A 24,836-nucleotide genomic window follows, 5' to 3' on the forward strand; every position below is an offset into this window, starting at 1 on the left:
GTTAACCGCCAAGCAGCGGAAGTGTTGTCGTTATTGAGAACTGATCGGCCTTCTGCCAGTCCATTTGGCCCCCAATTAAGGCAATCCGCTCTCGCATCCCCTTCATGCCAAGACCAGCTTCGATAGGCTCGTCGGGCAAGCTGCCGTTATTGGATACGGTTAGCGATACGTACGCAGTTAAGAAATCTAAAGTAACCGCAACCGATGTCGCTTTTCCATGCCGAACAGCATTCGTGATCGCTTCTTGGGCATTTTTAAATAAAATGAGCTCGATGCTCGGGTAAAGTGGTCTGGGATGACCCGTTACACGAAAGCTTACGGATATGCCTAATGCCGAAGCGGATTCTTCAACCAGACGGTCGAGGGCATATTGCCTAACGTCCTTTTCCGCATCCGATGCAAGTCTTCGTACCGTTCTGCGCATCAGCTCCATGCTGTCTTGCAGCTGATCACGCATTTGCTCAACCGTGCTGCGAGCTCTTGCGGTATCCGCATCGAATAAATGCAAAGCCGCTTCGGACATCATTTTGACGCGAATGAGGCGGTGGCCCAAATCATCATGAATATCCTTGGCGATGCGGTTTCGCTCTTCGATCTGCGCTTGATACTCAACCTGCAAGGCGTAATCCTGCATTCTGCGTTTGGCTGAGTCAAGCTCTGCGTGGCTGGCAGCCAGTGCTCCGTATAAATCCTCAATTTGATGATGTTTGTCCTCAAATTCGTTGGAAGCATAGAGGACGGCTGCTGTAGTAATCCATAGTACCGCTACGGCAAATATGATTTCGGGTTCTCTGCCATACATACCTGTCAATAAAGCAGCTAAGCCAGCGATTGTCCAAGCTGTGCTGACCATGCGTGTCGGCCTTTGTTGAAATGAGGCAATAAGGGTGGAGAAAAGCAATAGAAACAGAACTCCGCCATACGTATAGGAAAACCAAGAAAAAGCGATTAACTCCAGCATCAGCAATAAAATTCGATATTTAGGATACATAGAGCCAGCTTTCGTTAGGAGCAGTGCAAGGAGTACAGAAGCGGTGTAATGAGCATATAAACCTGCTTCTACATGCACGATACTAATAATAGAAGGAATCGCTACTAACAAGGAACGAATTTGGTGCAGTTGTTTCTTCATATCCGAGCAGCTCCTGCAGCTGAATTTGTTTTATTATAGCACATTGTTTATTGGACGAACGAGACTGAAACCGCTTTTCATCCAACCTTCATGCGGATAGATGCCATTATTCAAAGAGATGACTTTAGTCACCCTCATAAGATGACTTTATAGACCTGTTTCATTTCCTTTCATGACGTACAATTGGTTTATCAGAAACGAACTGAAAGGATGAATAGACATGAATCTAGTTACATTTCTCGAGGTTGTCAAAAAATACGACACAACGATAACGGTTAATCATCTTAGCTTCAATATTGATCAGGGTGAAATTTTTGGTTTACTTGGTCCAAATGGAGCGGGAAAAAGTACAACGATTCATATGTTGGCTGGTTTGCTGAAGCCAAGCGGCGGAGATATTTTGGTCGAAGGTTTTTCAATTCGCAAGCATCCGCTTGAAGTAAAGAAACGGATTGGTTTAGTGCCGCAGGAGCTGGCTATCTATGAGACGTTGACCGCTCGCGAAAATGTTACTTTTTTTGCAAAGCTTTACGGGCTCAGAGGTTCGCTGCTTCGCGATCGTGTTGATGAGGCGCTGCAATTCGTTGGGTTGCTGGACAAAGCGAAGGATAAACCTAGCACATTCTCAGGCGGAATGAAGCGCAGGCTCAACATCGCATGCGCCATTATGCACCGACCTAAGCTGATCATTATGGATGAACCAACGGTTGGAATCGACCCTCAGTCACGCAACCATATCTTGGAGTCCGTAAGGGAATTAAATAAGTTAGGCTCTACGGTCATTTACACCAGCCATTACATGGAAGAGGTAGAAGCGATTTGCACAAGAATCGGCATTCTGGATAAAGGCAAGCTTATTGCATGCGGGACGAAGGATGAATTAAAACGACAAGTTGGCCAAGAAGAGAAGCTGATTTTTGAAATTGATAAAAAATCGGCGCCGGCAATGACAGAGATGGTTGAGCATCCAGGCGTGCTTCAGCTTGCAGAACGAGATAATAGCTTGACGCTTGAAGTGACGGTGAAGGAATCGCTGTCTATATTACAGGATTTATTGTTTATCCTTCAGAAGCATGGCATTAATATTCGCAAGCTGACGCGGGAAGAGCCGAATCTTGAATCGCTATTCCTGCAAATGACCGGACGCACATTACGTGACGAATAGGAGATGATGATGATGCCAGCATGGTGGACAGCTGCTTATTATGAGCTTATAAAATATGCACGGATGCGTTCCGTTCTCATTATTTTGATCGGTTTGCCTTTATTATTGATTTTGCTGCTTGGCAGTGCATTTGATACAGAAATTAAGCCGGCTAAAATTGCCCTATATAATGCGGATCAGGGGGGAATGCGAGCTAGCATCGATGCTTTCTGGAGCAATGAAGTAGTAAAACCATATGTGAAGGTTCTAGATGCAAACTCAGAGAAGGAGGTAAAGGACTGGATACGCGAGGGTATTGCTGATTATGGCGTATCGATTCCGAATAACTTCTCCAGTGAGCTGAGCGCAGGGGAAACGGCGAAATGGTCAACGTTTGAAGGGCGCTATGAAGAAAAAAATATTGCTGCGGCTGCTTTTATCAATAAATATATGGCTGCGGTAAATTTGCAAGCCGCAGCACTGCAAATCCTTGGACCTGAGCTAAATGCAGGTGCTGCACAAAGTCAAGCGCCAGCGGGACAATCACATATTGAGGCGAAAAATTTGAGCTCAGGAGATAATCAAGCCTTTGGCAAAGAATCAGCGATGCAATACTATTCTGTGGCCTACCTAATTATGTTTTTGCTCTATGGCGGCATGACGGCGACGATCGCGCTGCTCAATCAGAGGGAAGCGGGAACTTTGCAGCGAATGTATGCAATTCCAGGTTCATTTAGAGCCATGGTGTTTGGCATTATTTTAGGAGGAGTCATGCTTGCAGCACTGCAGGCGGCAGTGATTATCGCATTTACATCATTTGTATATGGCGTTGATTGGGGAAATAACTTTGGAGCTATTACGCTGACTTGTCTGCTTACGACTGCTGCTGGGGCTGCACTTGCTATTACGATCTCATCCTTCGTACGATCCAAAAAATCGACACAAACGCTGTTCAGCATCATTGTATTCAGCATGACCTTTATTAGCGGCGGAATGATTCCAGACATTGTGAAGATGGTAGGAGGTCTCAATCAGTGGACGCTTAATCACTGGGCAAATGATGCACTTCGCGCCATCATGAACGGTGAAGCTTCAGCAACGGTTTGGAATGGAATCGCTGTTCTTGGAGCAATCGCATTAGGTATAACAATAATCGCAGTCATTAGACTGCCAAAGGTGGTGAGACAGCATGCCTAGTTTGCAAATTGCTGCACATCTCGTACGACGCACCATGGGTTCCCGTCGCGGACTGATTATGAATGTTCTTGTTCCAGCGATCATTTTATCTATTATGGCAGGATTGTTCGCTAGCACGAATAGAGATAAAGCTATTATTATCGTGAACAATGCTGACTCAGGAATATTAGGCGAATATTTGGCATCCTCATTACAGAAAGAGCCATTGTATGAGATCCATTCGGAGCCGGCGATGAATGAACAGCAGTTAAAGGATCGTGTAATAGAGGGCAAAGCGGATGCTGCCATCTATATTCCTGCGGATTTCTCAGCAAAAATGATGGAGGGAGATTCGTCAACAGCTCAGCTTTACCGAATGAATACGCAGCTTTGGAACGCTTCGCTTGCAGCTACACTTGAGACAGAAGCTCAAAAGCTGTCTTCCTCTGCCGCTCTGATAAGAGGGACTGACCCTGAATCTCCAATGGATTTATCTAAGCTGACCGCTTTGCTGGAAGCGCAAGCCTCTCCTAAAGCTGTACTTGCGAATACGGAAATGGAGCTTGGCAAAATTGTATCCAATCCAACAATGATCGGTCTCATCCTTATGTTTGTTATGCTGCTTGTCAGCCAGTCTATCGGTTTCATTATGGAAGATCGAGAGCAGCGCACGATGGCAAGGATGTACACAGCGCCGCTTCGCTCGCTTGATATTGCTTTTGGAAATTTTTTGGGCAGCATGCTTGTGGGCACGATTCAGCTTGTCATTGTTCTAGGCTTAACTTATTTCGTATTTGACTATTCACCTGGTATTTCGTTCGGATGGATGCTGCTCGTATTGGAATTCTTCTTGCTTGCGATCGTTGGTCTTGCTTCGGCGGTAGCGGGTCTAGTACGCAATAGCACGCAGCTGTCTCAAATCAACAACGTTATTATCGCTCCGTCCTGCATGATCAGCGGTTGTTTCTTTCCTCTTTCCATGCTACCTGATTTTATGCAAAAGCTTGCTAATTTCTTTCCGCAAAAATGGGCGCTTACAGCAATTGATCGTTTAGGCGGCGGGGGCAGCTTTAGTGACGTCTTGCTTCCGCTTCTTATCCTGCTTTTATTCGCTGCTGTGCTGATTGCCTTTGGTTCTGCCGTTCTCAGACCAAATCGCACAAGCTAAAATACTAAGCAGCAAGCGCCCTGAAAATTGGCTTGACTTCATCATCGTTGTATTGTAAATTTGTCAAAAGTTAATGACATCGCAACAGCGTCGACCAAGACTATGTTAATCAGCAAACGTTTCTATCAGAGAGGAAGCCCGAAGGCTGGAAGGCTTCTATGAACGATTGATTAATCCCTATCTTGCGAGCTGCAGCAGGAAGCGTATACTTCTTCCGCTGCCGGAATATTCATTCCGTTATCTATTGAGAGTCGTCCAGATCATTTGGCGGCTATTTGAGGGTGGTACCACGAACGCATTCGTCCCTTACGAATGCGTTTTTTTGTTTTTATGGCTTAAATCTAATAATCGGAGGGTTATCTATTATGAGACAAAGTAAGCTTTTAATGCCTACCTTGCGCGAGGCGCCGTCAGAAGCGGAAGCAGCCAGCCATCAATTAATGCTGCGTGCAGGTCTTATTAGACAGCTTGCCGCAGGTATTTATACGTATTTGCCGCTTGGCAGGCGCGTGCTCAGAAAACTCGAGCAAATCGTAAGAGAAGAAATGGATCAAGCCGGAGCTCAAGAGGTATTAATGCCTGCTATGCAGCCGGCAGAGCTGTGGCAGCAATCAGGTCGATATGATGTGTATGGACCTGAGCTTATGCGGCTTCGTGATCGTCATGATCGCGAGTTTACGCTTGGACCAACGCATGAAGAAGTGATTACAGCTCTGGTGCGCAGCGAGGTAAGCTCTTATCGGCAGCTGCCAATGACATTGTATCAGATTCAAACTAAATTCCGCGACGAGAAGCGCCCACGCTATGGCTTGCTCCGCGGTAGAGAGTTTTTAATGAAAGATGCTTATTCCTTTGATGAGGACTTTGATGGGCTTCATCGCAGCTATACGAGCATGTACGAGGCTTATAATCGCATCTTCACACGCTGTGGTCTAAATTACCGTCCGGTTGAAGCTGATGCAGGTTCAATTGGCGGAGAAGGCGGAACACATGAATTTATGGCGCTCGCTGATATTGGTGAAGATACGATTGCTGTGTGCAATTCATGCGACTATGCGGCGAATGTGGAAAAAGCTGAATACAAGCTGTCGGAACAATCAACGGATTCACAGCAGATTAATGATTCTGCGTTGGTGCGTCATCATACACCGGAGATTAAGAAGATTGACCAGCTTGTCGAGGCTTTTGGCCTTGGAGCAGATGCTTTTATGAAAACACTGATTTATGTTGCAGACGGTGCTCCGGTTGCTGTTGTTGTTCGGGGAGACCATGAGGTAAATGAAATAAAAGTGAAAAATGCGCTTGCTGCAGCTCATCTGGAGCTTGCCGATCAAGCTACGACAGAGCGGGTAACTGGCGCACCTACCGGATTTGCTGGGCCGATCGGCTTGCAAATTCCCGTTTATGCTGACCATGCTGTTCTTGCGATGAAATCAGGAATCGCAGGAGCGAATGAGCAGGATTATCATATCGGAAATGTTATCCCAAGCATTCATTTGACGGATGTGCAGGCAGGTGATTATCGAAATGCAGCAATAGGAGACGGGTGCCCGCGATGCGAGACAGGCAGCTTGGTATTTTATCGCGGCATTGAGGTTGGCCATGTGTTCAAGCTGGGAACGAAATACAGTGAAGCGCTAAATGCTAAGTTTTTAAATGCGTCGGGCTCAGAACAGCCATTAATAATGGGCTGCTATGGTATCGGAGTTTCACGTTTGCTCTCTGCAGTACTTGAACAGCACTCCGATAGCAATGGCATCATTTGGCCTAAATCGATAGCACCCTACCAAGTTCATGTGGTTCCTGTATCAGCGAAGGATCAGGTCCAAATGGATTTGGCCGCGCATATTACAGCAAGATTGCTTGAGGCTGGGGTAGAGACGCTGCTCGATGATCGTGACGAGCGCCCAGGCGTCAAATTCAAGGACTCCGATCTTATCGGCATACCGCTGCGCATTGTAGTAGGCAAACATGCTGCTGATGGAATCGTGGAGCTTAAGCAAAGGAACGAATTAGAAGCGCAAAAGCTAGAATTAGAAGAAGCTATCGCTTTTGCTTTGAGCAACTAAAGTTGAAAACATATGCATGAAATGGGTTTGAAAAATCCATGGTGGCCTATGGAATATAAGTTCAAAAGGGTGCGAGACGGCTTCATATGAAGACGCTCGCGCCCTTTTTTTAGATAAGTCGGCTGTAAGCGTAAAATTAGTCAATAATCCAAGTTGCCATAACATAAGATGGAGTATAAGATAAAAGTAAGAACAAATTATCAGAACATTTCGTCAACTATTCTGAGGTAAGGGAGGGATTGCCGTGAACAAAAGCCATGAAGTCGAATATTGCAATTTGGAGCTGCGATTTGACCGGCGGCAAATCCAAAATCTCATCCGCGATCTTATTCAGGAAGGGTACTCCTTGTACTGGAGTGAGACGGAGGGGCAGTTTCTTGTATCCATTCGAACTGGCCGCAAGCTCGTTAAGCTTCAGTTCCAGCGAATGAAGAACCGTTACAAAATTGTCGGGGACTACATTATTAAAGATGAGAAGCTGTCAGAATTAATTGAAAAGCTGATTAATGACACACGTGGACATGCGATTGTGAAGCGCATTAAAGATCGTCAAATCGTCATTGAGAGTATTATGTTCGGTGAGATTATACGACTCGTGGAGGTGTCCGGTATGGAACATCGGATTATTTATCAGAAGAAGCCTTTCGTTACAATAGAAGAAATGATTAGAGCATTTCAATCAAAGCGTGCTGAGGAAAGAGCTGTTGTACTGCGTTATGAGCTGGATTATGAGCTATCGATGCTGTTTGACGCGCTAGAGAGCAAGGATGAGGAAGCGGTTACTGAGTCTAAAGAGCGGCTGAATACACTTCGCTCGGAAATGTTGCAATTGGAACTCTGATGATAGAAGCTAGCCCCCATTTGAAAACATAAAAACGATCAAAAGCTGCTTTCTAACAGCATTTGATCGTTTTTATGTTGTTCATTTACCATTAAAAAAGACTCCTTTTATTATAAAATGACTAAGCTTTTCGGTATATATAAGATAAACTTTTTAGTTCTCTCAATATAATTGATGCGACTATTGCGACATTTTTCCTTGCAGACAGTTTTCTTCTTGCCGCAAAAAGAGTAAAATGAAACTATTGTGACCCAAAATAGATGATGAAGGATGGAAGAACCAGATGTCAAAACAGCAAATTGGTGTAATTGGATTAGCCGTAATGGGTAAAAACCTTGCCCTTAACATTGAAAGCAGAGGCTTCACGGTATCGGTGTTCAACCGTTCACGCGAGAAGACTGATGATCTTGTTCAAGAAGCAGTTGGAAAAAATCTTGTTCCTACTTATACAATCGAGGAATTTGTTCAATCATTGGAAGTTCCCCGCAAAATTTTGATTATGGTACAAGCAGGTGCAGGAACAGACGCGACGATCGATTCACTCGTTCCACATTTGGCTGAAGGCGATATCATTATCGATGGCGGAAACGCTTATTTCCCTGATACTGTTCGTCGCAGCAAAGATCTAGAAGCTAAAGGCTTCCGTTTTATCGGAACTGGCGTTTCTGGCGGCGAAGAGGGAGCACTAAAAGGACCTTCTATCATGCCGGGTGGACAAAAATCCGCTTACGAGCTGGTTGAACCTATTCTTACTGCTATTTCAGCTAAAGTTGGAGACGATGCTTGCTGCACATATATCGGTCCAGATGGCGCAGGTCATTATGTGAAAATGGTACATAACGGAATCGAATACGGCGATATGCAGCTGATTTGCGAAGCTTATGATCTGCTTAAAAACGTACTTGATGTTAGTGCTGAAGAGCTGCACGAAATCTTCTCCGAGTGGAATAAAGGCGAGCTTGACAGCTACCTAATCGAAATTACTAGAGATATCTTCTCCAAATACGATCCTGAGACAGGCAAGCCAATGGTAGATGTTATCTTGGATTCCGCTGGTCAAAAAGGTACTGGAAAATGGACAAGCCAAAGCTCGCTAGATCTTGGCGTACCGCTTTCTATCATTACAGAATCCGTATTTACTCGTTTCTTGTCAGCTATGAAGGAAGAGCGCGTTGCGGCAAGCAAAGTACTTAACGGACCTGCAAAAACACCTTTCCAAGGTGACAGAGCAGCATTTATCGAATCTGTTCGCAAAGCATTGTTCGCAAGTAAAATTTGCTCGTACGCTCAAGGATTTGCTCAAATGCGTGCAGCTTCTGAAGAATTTAACTGGGATCTTAACTACGGCGAAATCGCTATGATTTTCCGCGGCGGCTGCATTATCCGTGCTCGCTTCCTGCAAAACATCAAAGACGCTTACGACCGTGATCCTAACCTGCGCAACCTTTTGCTTGATTCTTATTTCCAAAACATCGTTGAGTCGTACCAAGGGGCTTGGCGTGAAGTGATCTCCGCTGCAGTTTCGAACGGAGTACCGGTTCCTGCATTCTCAAGTGCAATTGCTTACTTCGACAGCTACCGTACGGAGCGTTTGCCTGCAAACCTGCTTCAAGCGCAGCGTGACTACTTCGGTGCTCACACGTTCAAACGTGTAGACAAAGAAGGAAGCTTCCACTTTAACTGGATGCAATCTTAATTAGATCAGCCATTAGTTCCTCGTCTCGCGAGGATTGTCCTTATTTAAGCCATAAGCTGCTTGACGCAAACAGTCGCGCAGTCGATCGGCCTCTTGATTGGAATAATGTCTGCGATGGATGAGCGACATGGCCGCTTCGGCAAAGAAATGAAAATTTTGCAATAAGCGTGGCTGCGTAAGATCCTTTAAGGCTGGATCTTCGTCAGCCACCTTTTTTTTAATAAATTCAAGCATCCAGACCACATCTTCCCTGCAAAGGGGATGATCAGGATCGAGAATACGATTGAAGCGTTTTTGAGTTGGACTTTGATCAGGCAACTGAAGATCACTGTTCATCGCTAATGTCACTCCTATTCTCGAATAAACATCTTTATCATCCATACGGCATATATAACTTTTTTATACCCTAGTATTACAAAAAAATGATATGATATTGTAGAAAAATTGGTTTAACAAGAACGAAAAGGGTGAAACGGTTACGATGGGAAGGCAACAATTGAGTAAATTAGTGCTTATCGGGTTTATGGGAACCGGCAAATCAACCGTCAGCAAGCTGCTTTCCGAGAAGGTGGGCTGCACACGCATCGACGGCGATGAAGAAATCGAAAGGCTGGAAAACAAGCGGGTTTCTGATATTTTCGCATCGGATGGCGAAGCAGGTTTTCGGATCATTGAAACCAAAGTGCTGGGAACGATTTTGGAGCGCGAGGATACCTGTGTGGTTGCTACAGGCGGCGGCGCAGTGCTAAGTCCCATTAATCGTGAGCTAATGCTTAAAAACGGTTTTGTCGTCGCTTTAAAGGCGAGCCCAGATCAAATCATCGCTCGGGTAAAGACGGACACAGAGCGGCCTTTGCTTCAAGGCGATGCAGAGGAGCGAGTTAATCTGCTGCTTAAACAGCGTGAGCATGCTTACGATTTTGCTCATTTTACGATCGATACGACAAATATGAGTGTGGAAGAGGTTGTTGCTGCAATACTCGAGCAATGGTCGCTTCATAAATAACCGAGATCATCATCACCTCAATCAGCCGATTAGCTGTAGATGTGTATATATTATTGTAAAGGGAGATCATACGAACTATGGACGTTTTAGTGACACCAACGCCAAAACTTGAAGGCGAACTTCAAGCGCTTTCTTCAAAAAATTATACCACTCGCTACCTTCTGGTAGCCGCTCTAGCTGAAGGAACGAGTACGATTTATTTCCCAGCCCACAGTGAAGACAGTGATGCAATGCGCCGCTGCATTCGGGATTTGGGAGCATCGGTAGAGGAAGACGAGGAGAAAATCGTTATTACCGGTTTTGGCCGCAATCCTAAGCCAGTTGAGCAGCTGGATGTAGGTAACGCAGGTGCGGTTTTGCGGTTTTTGATGGCCATCGCGGCACTTTGCCCAGACGTAACCTTTATTAATCGTTATCCAGATTCTCTAGGTAAACGACCTCATAGCGACCTCATTGAATCTTTGACAGCGATGGGCGTTTCTATTGAGCATAATGAAGGCAAGCTGCCTATTCGAATTCAAGGCGGCGCTCCAAAGGGCGGCAAAATTCAAGTTTCAGGCAACATTAGCTCGCAATTTTTGAGTGCGCTGCTGTTTTTGACGCCTCTTCTCGAAGAGGACAGTGAAATTGAAGTGCTGCATGATTTGAAGTCAAAAGTAGTCGTTGGCCAGACACTGGAAGTATTGGAGCAAGCGGGTATTGTTATCCATGCAGATGAGGACTATATGCGGTTCCGCATTCCAGGCGGTCAAAGCTATGAAGCAAAAACTTATTCTGTGCAAGGCGACTATCCGGGCTCTGCAGCCATTCTAGCAGCCGCGGCTGTTACGGAATCGGATGTCATTGTACACCGTTTGGAAGAGAAGAGCAAGCAAGGCGAACGCGCTGTCGTTGATGTGTTGAAAATGATGGAAGTTCCGCTTACGCATGAGAATGGCATTGTCCACGTGAAGGGCAATGGCAAGCTCAAAGCAGTCGAGTTCGATGGCGATCATGCAACGGATGCTGTACTTGCAATGGTTGCAGCGGCTGTTTTTGCTGAAGGCACCTCTAGATTTTATAATGTAGAAAATTTGCGCTACAAAGAGTGTGACCGCATTACCGATTATTTGAATGAATTAAGAAAAGCTGGAGCCAATGTCGAAGAACGCCAAGCGGAGATTATCGTGCATGGACGTCCTGAAGGTGTAGAGGGCGGTGTCGAAATCAATGCGCATTACGACCACCGTGTCATCATGGCATTATCGGTCGTTGGATTGCGTGCGAAACAACCTATTCGAATTCGTGATGCACATCATGTAGCGAAGTCCTATCCGATATTCTTCGATCATTTGCAAGCTTTAGGCGCTAAGGTTGAATGGATTGAAGGCTAATTATTAGTTGACGTTTAGAAGCTTGTTCACAAAATAATGAATCGAGGTATGATCATGGCATTTGAGAATCCGACTCGCGAGCATATTAAGGGTATTTTGGAGAATAGCACGACGGTAGCTGTTGTAGGCTTGTCAGACAATCCAGAGCGCGTATCCTATATGGTATCTGAAGCGATGCAAGCGAAGGGCTATACGATTATTCCTGTTAATCCTAACGCCGATTCAATCTTGGGACAAAAAAGTTATGCGTCTCTAAAAGATATTCCCGTGCCTGTAGATATCGTAAATGTTTTTCGCAGAAGCGAGCATACGCCGCCTGTAGCTGAAGAGGCGGTTGCCATCGGCGCAAAAACCTTCTGGCTGCAGCTTGGCATTGCAAACGAGGAAGCGGCTGCGATTGCTGCAGCAGGCGGTCTAGAGGTTATAATGGATCGTTGTATCAAGGTGGAGGATTCCATCTTGCTTCCGAACGGGAAACCCAAAAGATAACAGTTATAAAAAACAGGTCACTCCTACACAATAAGAAAGCTTCAAGAGCGATTGCGTACTTGTTTTTCGCATGTAGAAAGCGAAACAAGCGGCATTCACTTGAAGACAATACGATTGTAATTCAAGGAGGACACGACGTGAATCAGTTTTCGCAACAACCGGGTAATTACCAAGGCCAACAGAGCTACCTTAACCAAAATGCACATTTTGAGCCATCTGGCCATGTGCAATCGCACTATCAAGGGCAGCTAAGCCAACCGAATTTTGGCAGAGAAACGCACTCGATTGTTGCTAACTCGCCAGGCGGTTACCAATCGTCTAATGCTTATAGCCAAGGAGCGCAAACACAACATTATGCTCCTAATAACTATTCGAATATGACGCATCCGGTGGGAACGAACAATTCATTCATGTCGCATCAACCGGTTCACAGCTACGCGCAATCACCAGCAACGGCGTTTGGCAACGTAGGTCCGGTTATCGCACATGTAGGTTATCAAGCTGGTTCTGAGCATAACCAACAACATTCTTACTACCAGCCAACCTCGAATAATGGGGCGCAGTATGCTCAGCATGCAGCATCCAATTATGGAGGTTACGGCCAATCTCAATTCCAAAATGGATATGGCGGTATGACACAAACTCACTCCAACACGTCGCTTCACCCTGTATATGAAGCAACGAATGCTTATCAAAATGCAGGGCCTGTCATTTCTCATGTAGGCTGGCAGTCGACGAGTGCAGTCAATTCTTCTCCTTATTCAGGCGGTAATCGATAACACTTTTTTAATACAATTAGAAAAGAATCATCAACATCGGCGGGCCCTTACAGGCTCGCCGTTTTACTTTGACAAAAACGCAGCAAACGCTTAACATCGATATAGATGTGTTTGAATAATGCTTACGGAGTTAGTTTTGTTTTGCAAAACTTAGGCTTATGCTTACGAAGTAGTTTTGCTTCGCAAAACTTGAAGCTTATGCTTACGAAGTAGTTTTGCTTCGCAAAACTTTAAGGAGGTGCAAGATGGTTTTCATTGGGAGCCTGCAGCAGCTTGGTAGAGCATTCATGCTGCCGATGATTGTCCTGCCAGGTGCGGCTATATTTTTAAGTTTAAGCAAGCTGCCATGGGATTACTTTGGCCTGCCAGGGATGGAAGGCTATTTATTAGCTGCAAGCGAAACGATTTTTACATATTTACCATATATTTTTGCGCTTGGCATCTCACTAGGCTTAACGGGTAATGCTCTCGCAGCAGGGATGGCTGCTCTTGTAGGTATGGCTATTTATAGCGGCATTACAGGGTCGGCAGAGGTACCGATTGAGCCAACCGTGCTCATTGGTACACTTATAGGAATTATTTCAGGCGTGAGCCATGAGAGGTTTAAAAGCTTAAAATTACCGGAATACATACAATTTTTTGGCGGACCGCGATTTGTACCGTTATTTGTAAGTGTTGTTAGTTTGTTGTTCTCAATAGCTATGATCAATATTGCGCCTTATTTACAGAGCATGATGATAAATCTGGGTGAAATTGTTGAATCGGGTGGCGGCTTCGGCGTATTTTTATATGGATTTGTACACCGGATTTTGGTTGTATTCGGTTTGCATCATTTGGTCAGCCATGTATTCTGGTTTCAAATTGGCAGCTTTGAAACAGCTTCAGGACAGATGGTATATGGCGATCTTCCGCGTTTCTTCGCTGGCGATCCTACTGCCGGCTCGTTTATGGCTGGTCTTTATCCGACGATGATGTTCGCTTTGCCAGCCATTGCATTCGCGATTATTCACGAAGCTCGCGAGGATCTAAAGCCGAAAATTCGGAAAACGTTTATGTACGCAGCGCTTGCATCATTTCTAACTGGCGTTACTGAGCCGGTAGAGTTTGCATTTTTGTTTGTTGCTCCGTATTTATACGTCGTCCATGCGATATTGTCAGGCATTATTATGTGGGTTACTTATGAGCTTGGCATTAAGCACGGATTCTCCTTCTCAGCAGGAGCCATAGATTATGTTATCAACGAGCATTTGGCAACACGAGGTTGGCTAATTATACCGATCGGTATCGTTGTTGGCTTCGTTTATTACTTTTTGTTTCGCTGGGCGATACGAAGATTTCGGATTCCGACACCAGGCCGTGAGGAAGGCTCACAGCTTGATGAATGGGCAGGCGATATCCCTTATCGTGCACCGCTTATTTTGCAAGCCATTGGCGGTAAACAAAATATAGAAAAGATGGAGTCCTGTATCACAAGATTGCGGCTTAAAGTTTCCAACGATAAGCTGCTCGACATAAATGCGCTTCGAAATCTGGGCGCTGCAGGCGTTATCAAATTAGGCGGCGGACATGTTCAGGTCGTATTTGGCACGTATTCCGAACTTATTCGTGAAGAAATGATCAAGACTATTCATCGTGATCAAGCACAAGTTTTGTTCCATTCGCCGATGCAAGGCCGCATGATTCCTCTTGATGAGGTGCCTGATCCGATATTTGCAGGCAAACTCGTCGGACAAGGCGTCGCATTTATACCGGAGAAAGGAGAGCTTGTATCGCCGGTTAAGGGCAAGGTGATGCATATTTATCCGACGATGCATGCGATCGGCATTCTTACTCCTGAGGGGTTGGAGGTTCTGCTTCATATAGGCATAGATACTTCGCGTCTGGCTGGAAAAGCGTATTTTAATGCGCTCGTTAAAGAAGGGGACGAAGTTACGCCAGGCATGATGCTCATAAAATTTGATTTGCAGCGAGTTCGAAAGGAGAGCAAATCTCTTGCTACTCCTATGGTCATAACAAATTCTGATCTTGTTCACTCATGGCGATTTGCACCTTTCAAAGCGGTGAAAAAGGGGCAGTCCTCGGTATTGTCTGTTGTACTTAAAGAGAGAAACGGTGGAGGGGAAACACAATGATTCAAGGAATAGGGGCGTCAGCAGGCATAGCGATTGGGAGATCGTTTGTGCTTCCGAATTGGGAATGGGAGTTACCGGAGCAAAAAATCGATGTAGCTGATTTTGCCCGCGAGTTCGAACGTGTATACGAAGGCATTCGTACCTCTAAGTCTGAAATTGAACAGATTAAAGATGATCTGCGAGATGTTGTCGGTTCAGAGGAAACACATATATTCGATGCTCATATAGCCATTTTGGACGATCCTGTCTTTATGAATGAAATCCAAGGTATTATCCAACGCCAGTACAAAGCGGCTGAAGTTGCTGTTAAGGAAGCTATTGATCATTTTGTTACGATGTTTGATCTGCTTGACGATGAGTACATGAAAGAACGGGCGCTAGATATTAAGGATGTGGGCAATCGATTGCTGAAACATCTGCTGGGAGCGCCAGAAATTACACTGCCTTCAGATACGCAGCCATTTATATTGATTGCTAAAGAGTTGTCTCCTTCTCAGCTAGCACATATTAATCCGCAGCATGTGCTCGGCATTGTGACCCTTGCTGGCAGCAAAACTTCACATTCAGCTATTATGGCTAGAGCGCTCGGCGTACCTCTTGTTGTTGGTGTAGAGACGAGATTAGTTGAGCCTATTCAAACAGGGCAAACGCTAGTTATTGACGGCAATGACGGCACTGTGTTTATCGATCCTGTTCAACAAGTTATTGACTATTACACAGAGCTGCACTCCCATCAATCGGAAGCGAAAAAAAGACTGCATGGCATTGCAGGTCATCGCCCGGTAACGCCTGATGGCAAAAGGCTGGAGCTTGCAGCCAATATTAGCTCCTATAAAGAGCTGGAAATTGCGATGTCGAGCGGAGCGCATGGGGTTGGGCTTTTCCGTACGGAATTTTTGTACATGGATCGAAATCGGTTTCCAAAGGAAGAAGAACAGTTTGAGGTATATCGCAGCGTAGCCGAACGCCTTGAGGGTGAGCCGCTCGTCATCCGAACGCTGGACGTCGGCGGTGACAAGCAGCTCGATTATTTTGACCTGCCAGAGGAAGACAATCCTTTTCTAGGTTACAGAGCCATTCGGATATCGCTGGATCGTAAAGATTTGTTCAAAACGCAGCTTCGCGCTATTTTGCGGGCAAGTCATTACGGTCAAGTAAAGCTTATGTATCCGCTTATTTCATCTGTCGATGAAGTTCGTGCTGCAAATGCAGTATTAAACGAAGCGAAGCTTGAGCTTGAAGCAGCGGGGTATCCCTATGATAAAGGGATGAAGATCGGAATTATGATTGAAGTTCCTGCCGCAGTTATGATCGCTGATTTACTCGCGGAAGAGGTTGATTTCTTTAGTATCGGAACGAATGACTTGGTACAGTTTACGTTAGCTGTGGATCGTATGAATGAGGAAATCGCGCACTTGTATGAGCCATACCATCCAGCACTCATTCGAATGCTGCGCATGACGGTGGAAGCGGCAAAACGGAGTGGGATAACGGTTGGCGTGTGCGGCGAGCTTGCAGGGGATCTAAGAGCGCTGCCGATTTGGCTAAGCCTTGATGTAGATGAGCTGAGCATGTCTTCGCATTCGATTTTGCCGATCAAGGAAAGGCTGCTCTTCACTTCACAAGAAGAAAGCCATGAGGTATTTCAGCAGCTGCATCATTGCCGTACAAGTACAGAAATATTGGAGCAGCTAACTGGTTTTATGGAGCGCTTGGACAAAAAAACAGCGAATGGTTAACCCATTCGCTGTACTAGTGCATCTACAAACGCTTTTGCATAAGGAGGAAGATCGGGCGGACGGCGTGCGGAAATGAGGTTTCCATCAACAACGACGGCTTCATCGAACCATGTCGCTCCTGCATTTTCCATGTCATCTCGAATGCCAGGTGTTGAAGTGACTTTGCGCCCCTCCAATATTTTCGCCGAGATGAGTACCCAGCCTGCATGACAAATTTGGCCGATCGGTTTGTCAGCGGCGTTCAGTTCTTGTACGAGCTGGAGAACTTTAGGATAACGGCGAAGCTTATCAGGTGCCCAGCCGCCTGGAACTAATAAACCGATAATGTCTTCGCTATTTACTTCATCAAATGACAAATCAGCTACAGCAGGTACGCCGTATTTTCCGATATGTGTTTTACCTTTCTCAGGTCCAGCATATAAAACGGTCGCACCAGCTTCGCGCGCACGATATACGGGATACCATAGCTCCAAATCCTCAAATTCGTCGTCTAGCAAGCAGATGACGGTTTTATTTTGTAACGGCATATTTTCCCCTCCATCTAGTAAAGATCTCTATTATTGTAACGAAGGAGAAACAATGAAGCAAACGGAGAGTAATTCTAAATCATTTTCATACGTAAGGCTGCTGCGCTATTTGCCGGCTATTGCATGGATGGCTGTTATATTTGCGCTATCTTCGAGAACAGGTGATGAGATAAATACCTTTCTCCCTTTCTTTCAAAAGTTTTTTCCCTTTATGGAAGGTTTTAATTGGGGCCATTTTGTTTCCTACTTCATACTTGCACTTACTATAGACTACGGCATTGGCAAGAGGGGCGACCGATTTTGGATGAAGGTCGTTATTGTACTTATTTGTGGTTTATATGGAATTACAGATGAATATCATCAGTCTTTTGTTGGCGGCAGAATGCCGGACGTTATGGATGTGCGGAATGATCTTATCGGAGCTGCGATTTGGACGATTGTTGCAGCTGTGCCGCCAGTGAGGAAAATGTGGAGAAAAGTTGCGCCATAACTAGCATTTTGTGGTCAATTTTGAGTGTGATTTTAGTAGTAAAAATTACAAGGTTGTGCATGCAGGAATTTGTGCGAAAATAGTCGAATCATTTATACATTATTACTCTGAAAGCTATGGTTGTTACGATAGCTGCTACTATGAAGGAGTGGACCACTTTGCATAAGAGTTGTCATTGTGGCGACATCATGAAGATGAAACTGCGCACAGTTATTTACTCAGGGAAGGTTGAGATTGATAACGTTCCTATATATTCTTGCACAACCTGCAATCGCAGTGAAGTATTTCCGGAAGTAAAACCTGATTTATCAGGTTTAATAGCACAATTGGGGGCTCAACCAGACAAGCAGACATTCCTTTTTAATGAATGCAACGAGTGGGCTAGTATTCTGGTAGAGGCAAAAGCAGACAAACAGCAGACGGATCGCATCGGATTCGAGAGACTGGTTGAGCAGAGAATCAATAAGCTACTTGATTTGTATTTGCTTGCTCAAACGCTTAACGATGAAGCATGGATTTTGGATTTGAAAAAGAGACTTGAGCAAATAAGCCGTCGAACGTTGCTTACATAGAAGCTCAGATTATTGATTTTACAAGACGTGCAGATGAGTGAAACATGCGTCAACATTGCGAAAAGAAATATTTTGTCGTATGATAACGTTAATATGCGTCGTGCGTAATTATAAAATCTGAGCTAATGGAGAGAAACACTGTGACGGTAACCATTTATGATGTAGCAAGAGAAGCAGGAGTATCAATGGCTACGGTTTCTCGGGTTGTGAACAATAATCCCAATGTGAAACCAGCAACACGCAAAAAAGTATATGAAGCAATAGAGCGCCTAGGATATCGTCCAAATGCCGTAGCAAGGGGCTTGGCAAGTAAGAAAACAACGACGGTAGGCGTAGTTATTCCTGATATTTCAAACGCTATTTTTGCTGAAGTAGCACGCGGAATTGAAGATATCGCGAATATGTATCATTACAATATTATTTTGTGTAACGCGGATAAGAAAAAAGATAAAGAAATCCGTGTTATCAATACACTTCTTGAGAAGCAAGTAGACGGCTTGCTATTTATGGGCGGGGCAGTGACGGAAGAGCATTTGCAAGCATTTAAGACGGCTAATGTTCCGATTGTACTTTGTGCAACTTCCGATGAGAGCGGACAAATTCCGTCTGTTGACATCAACCACGAGGATGCTGCGTTCGATGCTGTACAAAACTTGTATGAGCAAGGACATAGAAGAATTGCAATGATCAGCGGAACACTGCAAGATCCATCCATTGGTTATGCAAGATTCCAAGGTTATAAGCGTGCTCTTGAAGCAGCAGGTATTGCTTACGATGATGCTTTGGTTCGTACAGGCAACTACCGCTATGAATCAGGCGCAGAAGCGATGAAATATTTTATTGAGCTGGACGAGCGTCCGACAGCTGTGTTCTCCGCAACGGATGAAATGGCGATCGGCGCAATTCACAGCATTCAGGATTCCGGCTTAAGAGTACCGGATGATATATCTGTCATTAGTGTTGATAACAGCCGTATGGCATCTATGGTTCGTCCACAGCTTACTGCTGTAGCACAGCCAATGTATGATATTGGCGCGGTATCGATGCGTTTGCTGACAAAGCTGATGAAGAAAGAAAATGTAGATCAATCCAAAGTTGTGCTGCCGCATGAGATTATCGTGCGCCAATCGGTTGGAGGAATATAAAAGAAATGTCGTTTAATAAAATTGGAATTATTGGCGCTATGGCTGAAGAAATTGAATTGCTGCATGAGCATGTAAACGTAGTGTCTGAGGTTACTAAAGCAGGTATTACATATTATGAAGGCACACTTCATGGCAAAACGATCATTTATTGCAAATCAGGTGTAGGGAAAGTAAATGCTGCGGTTTGCACGCAAATTTTACTTGATCTTGGTGCTGATTGCGTTCTGTTTACCGGCGTTGCCGGTGCAGTTGATCCGCAGCTTAACATTGGAGATATCGTCGTATCGACGAGCTGTGTCCAGCATGATATGGACTGTACACCACTAGGTTTTGCTCTTGGAACGATTCCATTTCATCCAAGATCAGAATTTCCTGCAGACGAGAGATTAATTGAGCTGGCTTCTGCAGCTAGCAATCGTTTATTCTCAGGACGCAGCATACAGGGCAAAGTGCTGTCGGGCGATCAATTCATTGCCAGCCGCGAGTCGGTCAAGCTGCTTCACGAGAAGCTGCAAGGCGCATGCGCGGAGATGGAAGGCGCCTCAGTCGCTCAAGTATGCGATATGAATAATACACCATTTGTCATTATTCGTTCGATGTCTGACAAAGCGGATGGATCGGCTCATGTGAACTTTCCAGAGTTTACGGTAATCGCCTCCAACAACTCTTATCAAATTATTGATGATATCATGCAAAATATTTAAACGAAATACAAAGAACCAGCTCTGATGCCAACATCGGAACTGGTTCTTTTTTTTAATGCGAGCATGACGCTGTAATCGGATTACAGATCTTGAATAACGATCTGCTGCATCATTCTGTTTTTGTTCGTAATTTCGATTCGTCTAGGCATAGGCTCAATATCTTCTAGATTGTCCATCCAATGCGTAGGGAGCTTGTGAGGGCTAATGGATTCCCAATGGCTCAACCAGCGGTCTGGAAGCCTAGCTTCTTCACCAGCTGCAATCGCATGTGCAATAGGGTGATCAATCATTGTAAGCCATACTAAAGACCAAGCTCGTGGAACGACGCGGAAAATATCATAACCGCCGCCGCCTAACGCAATCCAGCGGCCATCTGTATAAGTATGGGCTAATTCATGTATAATAGCAGGGATTTGGGCATATATTCGCATGCTGCAATGAATGTGAGAGAGCGGGTCAAAGGCATGAGCATCGCAGCCGTGCTGACTAATAATGACATCCGGTTTGAATGCCGAAATGATTTTGCGCAACGTAATATTAAAGCTCTCCAGCCAGGATTCATCCTCTGTGTACGGTTCTAACGGCACGTTAAAACAAGCGCCAAAACCATGGTCTGTGCCTTTTTCGTGCACGTAGCCTGTACCTGGAAACAGAAATTTTCCCGTTTCATGAATCGAATAGGTGCATACGTCTGGATCGTCATAGAAAACCCACTGAACACCGTCCCCGTGATGGACATCCGTATCAATATAAAGCACTTTTGCGCCATACGTTTGACGGATATGCTTAATAGCGACTGCTGCATCGTTATAAACACAGAAGCCTGAGGCGCGGTCAGGGAAGGCGTGATGCAACCCTCCGGCAAGATGGTAGGCATGCTTGGCTTGACCCGTCATAACAAGCTCAGCGGCCGTCACAGAGCCTCTGACGATGGACATTGCTGCCTTGTGCATGCCTGGGAAATAAGGAGTGTCTTCTGTGTGTAGTCCAAACTGCTGGGCAAGTACGCTGTTATCATCGATTTCGGCTTCACTCAATTGCTTAACAGCGTCCAAATAGTCGGTTCTATGGACGAGTGACAACAGCTCATCCTCGGAATACACTGCAGGAGGCTGGATATCCTCATCATACAAAGCATCAACTTCTTTGAGCAGATCGATCGTTAGAGCAAGCCGCAGCGGATCGAAAGGATGCTCCTCACCGAATTTATATCCGCTAGTATCCGAATGATAGATGAAAATAGAGTCAGAAGCCATTCCTATCCTCCTAAAGGTTTGCGGAGCAAACCGGCATCGTAAGCATAAACTTAGGTTTGCGAAGCAAACCAGCATCGTAAGCATAAACTTAGGTTTGCGCAGCAAACCGGCATCGTAAGCATAAACTTAGGTTTGCGCAGCAAACCGGCATCGTAAGCGTAACTTAGGTTTGCGAAGCAAACCAGCATCGTAAGCAAAACCTTAATACATAAATCTCTGCCGAAAACGTACCGTGTCAAAATGTTCTACCGAGCTTAGCGGTACCTCTGTGCCGATACGCACCATAAGACAATTCGCGGGATGGGAGCAAATTTCGGGGTCATCTGTGGCGTACCAAATCATTCCGACGGATTGCATCAACTTTTCCATCATTTTACGATAATCCCATACATTCAGCTTCGTGCCCTCAAGATCCCAATGCCAATAATACTCTGTCGTAAATACAATCATATTTTCTAATTGCTCCTCGGCGAAGGCGAGCTGAATCATTCGTTTTCCTAAGCCAAGGCCGCGATAATCATCTGCAACTTCGATGGCGCCGAGCTCGATTAAATCCGTCATTCCGCCTTCTGACCAGCGCTCAAGCTCGTCCGCATAGTGGAAGGTTACGTATCCAATGATAACCGAGCCTTCACGCGCTAAAATAATTCTTCCTTCTTCTAGGCCGGCAATTTCAACGAGTGCAACATGCTGCTCGTTTGGTCTGCGGAATGCATCCAGCGATTTGTGCATCGTCATGTTGGCTAACCGATCGGGCGGTACTGGTCCTTCCAAAATAAGTTCACGACTTGCGTCCAAAACGAGCTGCTCTCGCTGCAAACGCTTTCGATGTTCCAAGGCTGCCCCCCCTTTGCTGTTAAATTGCTGCTTAAACACAATCCTCTAATACTCTTTATAACAAACATTTTACTAAATGAAAAGCGTAGTCGAATAGAAAAAGGTTATGTTATAATAAGTTTGGCGGTTTAAGATCATGGGATGCGCGAGTTGTTGTCGGCTTGTTTGCCTCAAGTTACGACTTCATTTTGAAAGCGTATTCTTACAAAGTAGAAACACAGATTTGATGGGAGAGTGATAGTATGATCAACTTACATCAAGAACGAATTCCAGCGACTGCGCAAAATTCGAACTTACCGAATTATGAAGAAGCGATTAATTCCTTTGAATGGAGTCAAATCGAAAGTCAATTTAGCTGGTACACAACAGGAAAAGTAAATATGGCGTATGAGGCCATTGACCGTCATGTCGAGCAAGGAAAAGGCGATAAAATCGCCCTTTACTATAGCGATAGCGAGCGGGATGAATCCTACACCTTCGAACAACTGAGCAAACAATCCAATCGTTTTGCAAACGTCTTGCGCAAGCTTGGCATTTCCAAAGGCGAGCGTGTCTTCATCTTTATGCCGAGAACACCGGAGCTTTATTTTAGCGCGCTTGGTGCTTTGAAGGTCGGTGCGGTTGTTGGTCCGCTATTCGAAGCCTTTATGGAGACAGCGGTAAAGGACAGACTTTTGGATAGCGAAGCTACAGCTATTATTACAACGCCTGCTCTTCTCAAAAGAATTAAGAGAGATGAGCTGCCGATTTTAAAGCATGTAATCGTATTCGGCAAGGATTTAGCAAAGGAAGAGAACATTGTTGATTTTGCAGAAGAGATGGCTGCAGCGTCCGACGAGGCTGAAATTGAATGGCTGGAGCGCGAGGATGGTCTCATTTTGCATTATACTTCCGGCTCAACCGGCAAGCCAAAAGGTGTCTACCATGTACAAAATGCGATGATTCAGCATATGTATACGGGTCAAATAGTACTTGATTTGAAAGATAATGATATATATTGGTGCACTGCAGATCCAGGCTGGGTTACTGGCACTTCTTATGGCATTTTTGCACCGTGGCTTAACGGCGCTACAAACGTCATACGAGGCGGACGCTTTAGTCCAAGCGATTGGTATAGCGTTATTCAGAAATACGGCGTTACGGTATGGTATAGCGCGCCTACGGCATTCCGTATGTTAATGGGTGCAGGTGACGAAATATCACAGCAGTTTGATCTTACAAGCTTGCGGCATGTTCTAAGCGTAGGAGAGCCGCTTAACCCAGAGGTCGTAAGATGGGGGATGAAGGTTTACGGCCAACGCATTCATGATACATGGTGGATGACGGAGACAGGCGGCCAATTGATTTGCAACTATCCAAGTATGGATATTAAGCCAGGATCGATGGGCAAGCCGTTGCCAGGCGTGAAAGCTGCTATTATCGATGATAGCGGCAATGAGGTGCCTCCATATCGTATGGGCAATTTAGCAATACATGTGCCTTGGCCATCCATGATGCGCAAGGTATGGAATAATCCTTCTAAGTATGAGGAATATTTTTATCTTAAAGGCTGGTATATCTCTGGAGATTCCGCCTATATGGACGAAGATGGCTACTTCTGGTTCCAAGGCCGTATCGATGATGTAATCAATACAGCAGGCGAGAGAGTAGGCCCGTTTGAGGTTGAGAGCAAGCTGGTTGAGCATCCGGCTGTAGCAGAAGCGGGGGTCATCGGTAAACCAGATCCGATGCGCGGAGAAATCATTAAAGCTTTTATTGCGCTCCGTGAAGGCTATGTGGCCTCGGACGAATTAAAGCTTGAGATTTCACAATTCGTAAAAGTAGGCTTATCCGCCCATGCGGCACCAAGAGAAATTGAGTTTAAGGATAAGCTTCCCAAAACACGAAGCGGTAAAATTATGCGTCGAGTGCTGAAAGCGTGGGAACTGAACCTGCCAACAGGCGATTTGTCCACAATTGAAGACTAATCAAAATATGAAAAAGAGGATGGCTCCTGATCAGATCAGGGGCTATCCTCTTTTTAGTGTTTCATTCGAGCAATCATTAACGCTGAAATAACTCGATTCGCTCACCGTCAGGTCCGCTTACAAAAAAGTATTGGTATCCATTCGGCAGTACAGTGATGCCCTCATCGATAAAGGTCACTTCAAGCTGCTTCAAACGTTCAAACTCCGCATGGACATCAGTTACTGTCACTGCAAAATGATGCACCTTGCCTTCACTTGGAAGGTTGTCATTATAGCCTTGAATTAATTCTAATTCGGTTTCGTCGGAACCGCCAAAGCCAAGAAAGGCAAGTTCAATAATTCCATTCGTATGAGGCGTTCTTCCTTTAAGCTCAAAACCAATAATATCAGTATAAAAAGAAATAGAAGCATCAATATCTTTTACCATAACGCCAACATGATCAATACGTCTTTTAGTCATTGTTTTTATTTCCTTCCTAATCGGGAATATGGAATTTTATCGCAATAATGAATGCTTTTTATCATAAGGAGATGGAAAACAGTTGTCAAGTCATAATTGTCGAGTGGTAGTTAAGCAGCTGGTTCATTTTGAAA

Annotated in this window: 23 protein-coding genes; 17 read left to right on the forward strand and 6 right to left on the reverse strand. The window is 45.0% G+C overall.

The annotated features are described in order from the left end of the window. Position 1: 1 nt before the first annotated feature. A complete protein-coding gene (locus AC0VYE_RS14775) occupies positions 2–1,132 on the reverse strand; it encodes a sensor histidine kinase (RefSeq protein WP_475448878.1) in 1,131 nt (376 codons plus the stop codon). A gap of 220 nt (positions 1,133–1,352) precedes the next feature. On the opposite strand from AC0VYE_RS14775, the gene AC0VYE_RS14780 reads away from it, so the two are divergent. The 6 genes from AC0VYE_RS14780 (at position 1,353) to gndA (ending at position 9,226) form a co-directional block, all read left to right on the forward strand. Next, positions 1,353–2,297: an ABC transporter ATP-binding protein gene (locus tag AC0VYE_RS14780; RefSeq protein ID WP_475448880.1), complete on the forward strand. Its 945-nt coding sequence runs from the start codon at positions 1,353–1,355 to the stop codon at positions 2,295–2,297. Between the two features lie 12 nt (positions 2,298–2,309). Beyond that, positions 2,310–3,473 (forward strand): ABC transporter permease, encoded by a 1,164-nt coding sequence (locus AC0VYE_RS14785; protein WP_475448882.1) that lies wholly within the window; start codon positions 2,310–2,312, stop codon positions 3,471–3,473. Further along, positions 3,466–4,620, forward strand: coding sequence for an ABC transporter permease (locus AC0VYE_RS14790; protein WP_475448884.1), 1,155 nt, complete (start codon positions 3,466–3,468; stop codon positions 4,618–4,620). The genes AC0VYE_RS14785 and AC0VYE_RS14790 overlap by 8 nt, the downstream gene beginning before the upstream one ends. A 365-nt stretch (positions 4,621–4,985) precedes the next feature. Then, positions 4,986–6,689 (forward strand): proline--tRNA ligase, encoded by a 1,704-nt coding sequence (locus tag AC0VYE_RS14795; RefSeq protein ID WP_475448886.1) that lies wholly within the window; start codon positions 4,986–4,988, stop codon positions 6,687–6,689. Positions 6,690–6,933: 244 nt separating this feature from the next. After that, positions 6,934–7,530 carry a hypothetical protein gene (locus AC0VYE_RS14800; protein ID WP_076268222.1) on the forward strand — a complete coding sequence of 199 codons (597 nt, stop codon included), beginning with the start codon at positions 6,934–6,936 and terminating at the stop codon, positions 7,528–7,530. Between the two features lie 283 nt (positions 7,531–7,813). Beyond that, the gene (gndA, locus tag AC0VYE_RS14805) at positions 7,814–9,226 is read left to right on the forward strand and encodes an NADP-dependent phosphogluconate dehydrogenase (RefSeq protein WP_430060898.1); all 1,413 of its coding nucleotides are present in this window, start codon (positions 7,814–7,816) and stop codon (positions 9,224–9,226) included. Between the two features lie 12 nt (positions 9,227–9,238). Here the strand turns inward: gndA and AC0VYE_RS14810 are convergent, their stop codons facing one another. Continuing rightward, positions 9,239–9,562, reverse strand: a complete 324-nt coding sequence (locus tag AC0VYE_RS14810; protein WP_076268224.1) for a hypothetical protein — start codon at positions 9,560–9,562, stop codon at positions 9,239–9,241. A gap of 160 nt (positions 9,563–9,722) precedes the next feature. On the opposite strand from AC0VYE_RS14810, the gene AC0VYE_RS14815 reads away from it, so the two are divergent. The 6 genes from AC0VYE_RS14815 (at position 9,723) to ptsP (ending at position 16,744) form a co-directional block, all read left to right on the forward strand. Further along, positions 9,723–10,232, forward strand: coding sequence for a shikimate kinase (locus AC0VYE_RS14815; protein ID WP_256710894.1), 510 nt, complete (start codon positions 9,723–9,725; stop codon positions 10,230–10,232). Between the two features lie 77 nt (positions 10,233–10,309). Beyond that, complete coding sequence (gene aroA / locus AC0VYE_RS14820) at positions 10,310–11,605, forward strand: 3-phosphoshikimate 1-carboxyvinyltransferase (protein ID WP_475448889.1); 1,296 nt, start codon at positions 10,310–10,312, stop codon at positions 11,603–11,605. 54 nt (positions 11,606–11,659) lie between these two features. Continuing rightward, positions 11,660–12,094: a CoA-binding protein gene (locus AC0VYE_RS14825; RefSeq protein WP_076268227.1), complete on the forward strand. Its 435-nt coding sequence runs from the start codon at positions 11,660–11,662 to the stop codon at positions 12,092–12,094. 137 nt (positions 12,095–12,231) lie between these two features. Beyond that, the gene (locus AC0VYE_RS14830) at positions 12,232–12,873 is read left to right on the forward strand and encodes a hypothetical protein (RefSeq protein ID WP_475448891.1); all 642 of its coding nucleotides are present in this window, start codon (positions 12,232–12,234) and stop codon (positions 12,871–12,873) included. 245 nt (positions 12,874–13,118) lie between these two features. Continuing rightward, entirely contained in the window at positions 13,119–15,005 is a 1,887-nt protein-coding gene (locus AC0VYE_RS14835; RefSeq protein WP_339208798.1) for a glucose PTS transporter subunit IIA, read from the forward strand. Then, positions 15,002–16,744 (forward strand): phosphoenolpyruvate--protein phosphotransferase, encoded by a 1,743-nt coding sequence (gene ptsP, locus AC0VYE_RS14840; RefSeq protein ID WP_076268230.1) that lies wholly within the window; start codon positions 15,002–15,004, stop codon positions 16,742–16,744. The genes AC0VYE_RS14835 and ptsP overlap by 4 nt, the downstream gene beginning before the upstream one ends. Here ptsP and AC0VYE_RS14845 read toward each other — a convergent pair. Further along, a complete protein-coding gene (locus tag AC0VYE_RS14845) occupies positions 16,741–17,271 on the reverse strand; it encodes a type 1 glutamine amidotransferase domain-containing protein (protein ID WP_076268231.1) in 531 nt (176 codons plus the stop codon). The genes ptsP and AC0VYE_RS14845 overlap by 4 nt on opposite strands. Positions 17,272–17,323: 52 nt before the next feature. Between AC0VYE_RS14845 and AC0VYE_RS14850 the strand changes: the two genes are divergently transcribed. The 4 genes from AC0VYE_RS14850 (at position 17,324) to AC0VYE_RS14865 (ending at position 20,182) form a co-directional block, all read left to right on the forward strand. Next, positions 17,324–17,761 (forward strand): VanZ family protein, encoded by a 438-nt coding sequence (locus tag AC0VYE_RS14850; RefSeq protein WP_475448895.1) that lies wholly within the window; start codon positions 17,324–17,326, stop codon positions 17,759–17,761. Positions 17,762–17,949: 188 nt separating this feature from the next. Beyond that, the gene (locus AC0VYE_RS14855; RefSeq protein ID WP_305953885.1) at positions 17,950–18,333 is read left to right on the forward strand and encodes a hypothetical protein; all 384 of its coding nucleotides are present in this window, start codon (positions 17,950–17,952) and stop codon (positions 18,331–18,333) included. Between the two features lie 140 nt (positions 18,334–18,473). Continuing rightward, positions 18,474–19,478 carry a catabolite control protein A gene (ccpA, locus tag AC0VYE_RS14860; RefSeq protein ID WP_076268234.1) on the forward strand — a complete coding sequence of 335 codons (1,005 nt, stop codon included), beginning with the start codon at positions 18,474–18,476 and terminating at the stop codon, positions 19,476–19,478. 5 nt (positions 19,479–19,483) lie between these two features. Continuing rightward, the gene (locus AC0VYE_RS14865; protein ID WP_076268235.1) at positions 19,484–20,182 is read left to right on the forward strand and encodes a 5'-methylthioadenosine/adenosylhomocysteine nucleosidase; all 699 of its coding nucleotides are present in this window, start codon (positions 19,484–19,486) and stop codon (positions 20,180–20,182) included. An 80-nt stretch (positions 20,183–20,262) separates the two neighbouring features. Here the strand turns inward: AC0VYE_RS14865 and AC0VYE_RS14870 are convergent, their stop codons facing one another. After that, on the reverse strand, positions 20,263–21,438 hold the full coding sequence (locus AC0VYE_RS14870) for an acetoin utilization protein AcuC (RefSeq protein ID WP_475448898.1): 1,176 nt from the start codon (positions 21,436–21,438) through the stop codon (positions 20,263–20,265). A 201-nt stretch (positions 21,439–21,639) separates the two neighbouring features. Further along, a complete protein-coding gene (locus AC0VYE_RS14875; protein ID WP_076268237.1) occupies positions 21,640–22,275 on the reverse strand; it encodes a GNAT family N-acetyltransferase in 636 nt (211 codons plus the stop codon). Positions 22,276–22,517: 242 nt separating this feature from the next. On the opposite strand from AC0VYE_RS14875, the gene acsA reads away from it, so the two are divergent. Then, on the forward strand, positions 22,518–24,242 hold the full coding sequence (gene acsA / locus AC0VYE_RS14880; protein WP_475448899.1) for an acetate--CoA ligase: 1,725 nt from the start codon (positions 22,518–22,520) through the stop codon (positions 24,240–24,242). A 76-nt stretch (positions 24,243–24,318) separates the two neighbouring features. Here the strand turns inward: acsA and AC0VYE_RS14885 are convergent, their stop codons facing one another. After that, positions 24,319–24,702 (reverse strand): VOC family protein, encoded by a 384-nt coding sequence (locus AC0VYE_RS14885; RefSeq protein WP_475448900.1) that lies wholly within the window; start codon positions 24,700–24,702, stop codon positions 24,319–24,321. Positions 24,703–24,836 lie beyond the last annotated feature (134 nt).

This window comes from Pristimantibacillus sp. Z349TD_6 (genome assembly GCF_056173205.1).

Coding starts and splice junctions, on each gene's coding strand:
- gndA (WP_430060898.1), top strand. CDS start 7,814: ATGTCAAAACAGCAAATTGGTGTAATTGGATTAGCCGTAATGGGTAAA.
- AC0VYE_RS14835 (WP_339208798.1), top strand. CDS start 13,119: ATGGTTTTCATTGGGAGCCTGCAGCAGCTTGGTAGAGCATTCATGCTG.
- aroA (WP_475448889.1), top strand. CDS start 10,310: ATGGACGTTTTAGTGACACCAACGCCAAAACTTGAAGGCGAACTTCAA.
- AC0VYE_RS14850 (WP_475448895.1), top strand. CDS start 17,324: ATGAAGCAAACGGAGAGTAATTCTAAATCATTTTCATACGTAAGGCTG.
- AC0VYE_RS14845 (WP_076268231.1), bottom strand. CDS start 17,271: ATGCCGTTACAAAATAAAACCGTCATCTGCTTGCTAGACGACGAATTT.
- AC0VYE_RS14785 (WP_475448882.1), top strand. CDS start 2,310: ATGCCAGCATGGTGGACAGCTGCTTATTATGAGCTTATAAAATATGCA.
- ptsP (WP_076268230.1), top strand. CDS start 15,002: ATGATTCAAGGAATAGGGGCGTCAGCAGGCATAGCGATTGGGAGATCG.
- AC0VYE_RS14810 (WP_076268224.1), bottom strand. CDS start 9,562: ATGAACAGTGATCTTCAGTTGCCTGATCAAAGTCCAACTCAAAAACGC.
- AC0VYE_RS14790 (WP_475448884.1), top strand. CDS start 3,466: ATGCCTAGTTTGCAAATTGCTGCACATCTCGTACGACGCACCATGGGT.
- AC0VYE_RS14870 (WP_475448898.1), bottom strand. CDS start 21,438: ATGGCTTCTGACTCTATTTTCATCTATCATTCGGATACTAGCGGATAT.
- AC0VYE_RS14775 (WP_475448878.1), bottom strand. CDS start 1,132: ATGAAGAAACAACTGCACCAAATTCGTTCCTTGTTAGTAGCGATTCCT.
- AC0VYE_RS14885 (WP_475448900.1), bottom strand. CDS start 24,702: ATGACTAAAAGACGTATTGATCATGTTGGCGTTATGGTAAAAGATATT.
- AC0VYE_RS14825 (WP_076268227.1), top strand. CDS start 11,660: ATGGCATTTGAGAATCCGACTCGCGAGCATATTAAGGGTATTTTGGAG.
- AC0VYE_RS14795 (WP_475448886.1), top strand. CDS start 4,986: ATGAGACAAAGTAAGCTTTTAATGCCTACCTTGCGCGAGGCGCCGTCA.
- acsA (WP_475448899.1), top strand. CDS start 22,518: ATGATCAACTTACATCAAGAACGAATTCCAGCGACTGCGCAAAATTCG.
- AC0VYE_RS14780 (WP_475448880.1), top strand. CDS start 1,353: ATGAATCTAGTTACATTTCTCGAGGTTGTCAAAAAATACGACACAACG.
- AC0VYE_RS14855 (WP_305953885.1), top strand. CDS start 17,950: ATGAAGATGAAACTGCGCACAGTTATTTACTCAGGGAAGGTTGAGATT.
- AC0VYE_RS14865 (WP_076268235.1), top strand. CDS start 19,484: ATGTCGTTTAATAAAATTGGAATTATTGGCGCTATGGCTGAAGAAATT.